Genomic DNA, 6,694 nt, shown 5'->3' with positions numbered 1-6,694 from the left:
GTCTTCAAGGCCCTGGTTTTGCAGGTGGGTAGCCTTCAGCCCCCTGCTCTACACGCTCAATACCCCGACGGGCTACCAGTTTCGCCACATTTTCTTGGCGCCCTGGAATAGCTTTCTAGCCCAATTGCACGCCGATGCTTGCAGCAGTCAAAAGCAGCGGGACTGAAACTGGTGCCTCAGCGATCAGCCCGCCGATATCCGCCATGCCAACCAATCCGTCGATAACACCTGAACCTTTCTCTGCACTTCGATCTGACGCCTCAGCACCCGTACACTCGCCCTTGCAGTACTTGTAGCTGTCCTGGCCGATGATCAGTCCGCTCTGCACTACTAGGCCCGCCAATTTCCCCCCGTGCCATGAACCGCTGCAATGTTCCCAAATGCGCGATTACGTCTCGTTAATGCAGCTAATATATGTCGGCCACTGCCCACCCTGCTGCATCTGCGCCCGAGAATGCTTCTCTCCCATCTCGTCAATCTGTCGCTGTGCAGTCGCCTGAAAATCGAAACCCAGCTCATCTCGGTAAGGCATGCGCGGGCGCCAATAGCCCATTCCTTGATCCAGCAGAATCTGACTGACTCGCCCTGAACACCATGTCACCTTTAAGGACCTGCCGTGCAGTACATCGCGGCTACTATGCAGCAGCGAAACTTTCGGCTCGATGCCGACCTGCTGGGTCAACCATTCGGCCATGATAGCTCTCTGGTCCTCAGCACGTAGCCAGTCATGACTCATCAATGAGCTAGGCTGGCCACCGCCTACGGCCAAGGTATCCACGGAGATAGACTTGAGCTCGGACCCTTCAAATAATTTGACGAATTCTGTGAACAGCATCAGCGACCAAGGCGACTTCAAATACCGATCGGAATAGCTAATGGTTACGGCTTCATCTGTCGCCAGCAGTTGGGAAAGCTCAGGCATCTTGCTATCGATCAAGGCAGCCAATCGCTTGCTCAACGTATTCACCGGCCCATCCAGCTCGGAGGTAACTTCAACTATACGGGCTGCTTGGGTGTCGCTCTGCCACGAATTGGTATTGAGCGGCTGGCCTCGCAGCGTTGGCACTGCGCAAGTGGCAACCCAGGTGATGTTCCCTTGGCTGCTCAGCCAACCGGCACCTGGTAGTGCCGCTGATACCTCGCTCGCGTAAACGCCGTGGCAAAGGTTGCCGGTGTCGAGCTGTGCGAGCAGTAGCGCGCTGGGCGAGGCGCCGCTTTGAGAAAGCTCAGCGAGCTCTATGCCCATCCGAGCCAGTTGTAGCAGCACGTTTTTTTGATCGGCGCTCAGTGCACAGTCCCTAGAAATGCCAAGGGTAACCTTAAGGCCATCCGCTATTGCCCAGGTGAGCACCTGCTGCCTGAAGTTTGGGTGGTCCAGATCCCAGTCTTGTGGGTCGCCCTGCAAGCACAAGAGCAGCCGAGCTGGGTTAGCACTCTGCTCATGACTGTTCAATGCACTGGCCAGATAACGCAGCGGCCCGACTGGGCAGTAGCGCGCTCCAGGGATTCCATCGAATACTGTCGGCAAACCCAAATGGTCGACGAAGGCCGCGTCGATTAACCACTGCAAGGCAAGGCGGCGATCGAGCTCCTCGCGCTCGACTCGGCTATCTTGCCCAGCGAGGCAGTGCGAACACACGGTTTCGCAATCGGCCGGACAACTCAGGCGCACCATGGCTTTTGCTAACAGGCTAGTGATGTCGTTAAGCCCTTCGAGGACGAAGCCTGCCCCGCCGCTGACCTCGTCGTATAGCTGAATCACCGCCCTGCCCTGACGGCTTTCGCGGTCGCGGTCGACTCTATGACTAAAACCCATTTCAGTACTGACGATTCCGAGCTGGTCGGCGATTACGTCTCTGAGCGCAGCGCCTAAGGTCGCAGCGACGACTCGGCCATCGGCTGAGTCGGGCAACCATTGACCGGTCAGTGGATTACGCAGGTATAGCTCCAGCACGTCGGTGTGGATCTGGTAGCCCAGGTGCACTTGATGGGTCACCGCCTCCCCGGAGCAGTCTTTGTCCTTTCGGCTGCCAGCCAGCCCGCCGACCGGCCGATGTTGCTGGTCGGCGCGTAGGCCTCGAGGTACTTCCGCTCCCGGGAGCATCGATTCTGCCCGCCCGCAACTCAAGCATACGGCGTAACCTTGCTCGTGTTCACCGGACGAGTGATGGAAAACCGTGCCGTCGTGGCCGAAGTGGAAGAATCCGCAGCGAGGATCGGGCAAGGCGCTGATTTCCCCGTTCAGCTGAATGCGCGGTTCCTCGACGCGGATAAATTTCTGCGAAGTGACGTCGTTGGTAGTCTCTTCGTAAAAGTCAGTGACAAAACCGGCGGGGCGAAGCACGCGGCGACGTAACTCGGCGGGGATCAAGGTACTGCAATGGGTGCAGCGCACATTGTCGCTGTTGGCATAGGCGTTCTCGATCATGCCGCTGTTGCCGCACTCCGGGCAACGCCAGGCCAGGTCGAATTTCTGTGCTTCGTTGATCTCGCCATTGGCGTGCCATTGCAGGCTGACGCCGGCCGAGCGAAACACACGACCGTCGATGACGATTTGCGCACCCGGTGCATATTCGCGAATGGCTATGTTCAGGCCGCGCGAGGGCATTTCGCGGCTACTGGCTAAGCTATCTTCGCGACTGCCTCCTTTCTCTTTGCGCTCTTGCACGAAGTCTTCAATGTTATACGTCTTTAGGGCGACCACATCGGTCGGGAAGCCATAGCCCGGCAAAAACGCGCGCGAAGCAAGATCGCGTAGTAAGTACTCGCCCTCATGCCGCTGCTTCTCCAAGGTCAACGCGCGCTTATAGGCATCGTCCTTGGCACCCTGGATTTTTTCGTTGAGGTTGCGGTACTCGTCCAGCCAGCGCTGCTCCAAAGCGTTGAGCGCGACGAGGGTGCTCTCGACCACATAGTTCATGGCCCGCCCTGCGAGGCTGGTGCCTGCCACAAGCTGACGCACAGCTGGCGCGTATTCATCCGGGCAAGCCTGCAGCCACCCTGCCATGTTCTGGCAGGGCGAGCTGTCCGAGCCGAAGAACCAGTGCAAGGTCAGCTTGGTGCGGTCACCGTCGGAGCTGCTGCGCGCCCGCAAAAATATGCCTAGCAACAGCGAGTTAACATGCCGCTGCACGATACGCGTCGAGCTCAACGTGATAGCGGGCGCCGGAATAGCTGTAACGAACGGCCACTTGGGGTTGGCAAACGCACGCTGGTTATGCGGGTCGGCCTTGCATAGCGTATAGGCAATGGCGCGTGCCTCGTTACGCCGCCCGGCGCGGCCAGCTCGCTGCAAATAGTTGGCTGGATGCGGTGGCAGGTTGTTCATCACCACTGCGGAAATACCGCCTATATCCACACCCATTTCCATGGTGGTCGAACAGTTCAGCACGTTGATATCGCCACGCTTAAACTGCTCTACATACTTGTCGAGCAACTCTGCAGACTGTTGGGCAGAGTGCTCGGCGACACGGTAGTAGAAGCCACCCTCCAAGGTGCGGTCGCAGATGTCGCTCCACAGCCCTTTCTGGCGGAGGTCTGCAACAGTGGCGTCGGCATTGACGAGCTTGCGAACTTGCTGTTGCTTAGGCTCCGAGCTGGCATCCGGGCTCAGCGTAACGAAGTCAGGAAGATTGACGCGGGCGCAGTGATAATTCTGCGTGCCTACAGTTCGCGGCAGATAAGGGGTGAGCCCGCGAAACGTTGTTTCCAACAGCCGATGGGTAATCGGGCAAACCCACGCTTTGGTTGGCAATGAAAAATTCAGGGTTTCAAGCTTCAGGCGGTAGCCGGTGTCTGAAGATTCGAGAATATGAGCACCGACCAAAGCACCCCAAGCGGCCTCTAGCCAGCTGCCCATTGTTGCGGCGTCGCCGGGGGCGCGCCGGTCCATTCCGGTTGCCACTTCCAGCAACTTGACCAATCGGTGCGCGCTGTGAGGCTTTATTTGTGGCCACTTTTTGACGGTGCTGCTCTCCTGCACATCGCTGGTCGGCGCATACAGTGCTTTGGGGCTGAAACGGCTGCCCATCCAGCGGCGCATCTTGCTTTCCATCGAGATAAAGGTGTTCTCCCGCACGAAAAAGTCCAGAGCCACATGCAGAAAGTCGCGCCAGTCCTGCAGCGTCAATGCGGTACGGGGTGCCTGTGCCGGGCCACTGGCGACATAAGCTGGAGTAGCGGTCCAAAGTGGTGGGGTGATTGCGACCTTGTCCAGTCCGGTGTAACCGATTTGGATCAGCCCAAGGGTTTCGGAACTGTTCTGAAATTTCGGTCGTCTAGAGAACTCACGACTCATCAGGAGACGCGCCATGGTGACGCCGCCTTCATGGCCATCGAACAATGCACGGTTAGCTTGGCGGTTGTATCTGAGGATGAAGGGGTCGATATCCTTGGCTGCCGCCAACACCTGCAGGATCTCGGACCAGGTCAACGAAACAACGGTCGATGTAGCGGATACTCCAGCTTGCATCTCTGCTGCGGTTTGACGGAGTTTGGCCGCCTCTACCACCATGCCGATCGCATCCAGCGCAGCGGCGTTGGCGAGGAACTGCTCCGGGCTGCCAGTTGGCACATTCTGCGGTTGCGAATCAGCCTTGGCTTGAGCGTTTCTCAGGGTCTCGAACACCAGGCCGCGCAGTCGCGAACGTTCGGCCTCCTGTTGCATGCGCACCGCCATGCGCGCGGTGCCCTGGCGGCTATCGGTAAAAGTAATCAGTTTACGGCCACGGCCCGGCAGCTCTTCCGGGGAGCGCCCCTCTGTGTCGCTCTTTTCGGGATCCGGGCAAAACTCGAGCAAGGTTGGCACAGCGTTGGCCACATAGAAAGGCGCCCCTAGATAGGCGCGGCGCAGAAAACGGCTAGAACCGAACACTGCATGCTCGCAGGCGCTGCAGCAGGCGAAGATTTCAGGGCCATTGACGCTTTCATCCCGGCCTTCGGTGGCGATCGCAATATCCAAGGACCGTTGCGCGTTTACAGAGCCTAGTTTCTGCGTAACGAGGTCGAGTGGCTGGCGTTGGAATGGACCCGCAAGACTGGCTCCGCCTGCAATCACCAAACGCTGGGCAGGCGTTCGCACTCTTTTCAACGGGCCAGTATTCCCGCCCTCGCCTTCATCGGCGTCGTCATGATTCAGCGCAAACTCATCCCCGGCAAAGGCGCGCGGCTGCAGCAACTGACCATCCCGGTCTTCGGCCAAGAGGTGAGGCGCCTTGCATTCTTCGCAGAAGCCGATCTCGTATACCGGCGCTTCGCACTCACAGCGTACCTTTTGCAATACATAAACATTGCCGAACGGCCAATCCTGCAAATGTTCGGACTTGCTGGTGCATTGCGGATCGATACATGACCACAATCCGTGCAGCATCCGCTGAAACATGTGAATACGTAACTTAAGAAACGGCGGCTGGTTTGCCGCCGGGCGAGTGCCGGTCAAAACATCAAGCCACTGCAGCGCTTCACGTTGCTGCGCGGCGAGCGTAGTGCTATCAAACTGCGCGCACACTTCACCGACAAGGTCGTTCAACCCGAGCGGCTTCCCTGAGCTCACGACGGCGTGACGTAGTTGTCTTGCAATCGGATGATCACACAGCGCCTGATAGCGCTCATTGGACACTTCTTCCGCCGGCTGTATGGCCTGCAGCCTGGCGAGGCTCAATGCTTGATGGCTGCTCGCGTCAGGCAAATCTGGCCATTTACGCGAGCCATCGATCACATCCACCTGCTCTTCCGCAACTCCAGCCAAGCGCGCCAAATAGCGGCGCAGGCGGTCGGTGGCCTCAGGCCCGGCAATGGTTGCAGAAGTGGCGACAAACCTCAGTTGCTCTGGGCTGCGCCCAAAAGCATGTACTACCCTGCGCAATAGCATGGACAGTTCCGCAGCCTGCGAACCGACGTAGGTGTGTGCTTCATCGAGGACAATCCAGCGTAGCGACTGACTCTGGCGGGAAATCTCCAGTATCGGGCTGTCAACTTGGCGGACCAGCATGTACTCGAGCATTGTCGCGTTGGTCATCAGGATCGGAGCGGGCTCGCGGCGTAGCAACTCCCTGGACAGAATCTGGTTCTGCTTCAGCTTTTGCTCATTGCGAACATACGAAGCCTTGTCCGGTGTTTTGCCGTTGTACAAGCAAAAGCGGATGTTGTTCCCGTAGCGCTGAGTCCAAGCGTTCAGGCGCTCCTGTTGCGAATTGATTAGGGCGTTCAGAGGGTATAGAAATAAAGCGCGCACACCGACCAAAGCCTGTTTGGTGAGCTGATGCTCGCGAATCAAGTTCTCCAGAATCGGCACCATGAAGCACTCGGTTTTACCAGAGCCGGTGCCCGTGGTGACGATAGCCGAACGCGGCTTTTCGTTGAGCAAGGAGCGCCAGGCCTGCACCTGATGGATATAGGGCCGCGCAGTCTTGGGGAAGACGTAGGCCGGTGCTGTCGCCAGCGTTTCAAGGAGTTCAGCGCTGAGCAGTTTCTCCGCCTGAAGATCCTGCAGTTGCAAGCCAGCTTCATGCCAGCCGAAGGTATGTTCGAACACCGGAGGAGCGAGCAGGCAGCCCTCCGCCCCCAGCTCGGAACTCAGACTTTGGTGTAAATGACGCCGTAGCCCCCCATCATTGATACCGAGTACACCCAAGGTCGCCTCACGCGTACGGTCAAGGGTTTGCTCGACAAGATCAGTGAAGTTACGCATGGCAGT

Annotated in this window: 1 protein-coding gene; it reads right to left on the bottom strand. The window is 58.2% G+C overall.

The genetic code is table 11. The features are described 5' to 3' along the window. Nucleotides 1-388 precede the first annotated feature (388 nt). Nucleotides 389-6,688: a DEAD/DEAH box helicase gene (locus NTD82_RS24395; RefSeq protein WP_262130617.1), complete on the bottom strand. Its 6,300-nt coding sequence runs from the start codon at nucleotides 6,686-6,688 to the stop codon at nucleotides 389-391. Between the last annotated feature and the right edge of the window lie 6 nt (nucleotides 6,689-6,694).

Origin of the sequence: Pseudomonas sp. 5P_5.1_Bac1 (assembly GCF_025466015.1) — a bacterium.
In the GTDB taxonomy this organism is placed as follows: domain Bacteria; phylum Pseudomonadota; class Gammaproteobacteria; order Pseudomonadales; family Pseudomonadaceae; genus Aquipseudomonas.
Note: the sequence above shows the minus strand (reverse complement) of the source record. Positions and strands in the feature narration are given on the sequence as shown.

What these genes read in the sequence shown, in the direction of transcription:
- NTD82_RS24395 (WP_262130617.1), bottom strand. Translation starts at nt 6,688, where the DNA reads ATGCGTAACTTCACTGATCTTGTCGAGCAAACCCTTGACCGTACGCGT.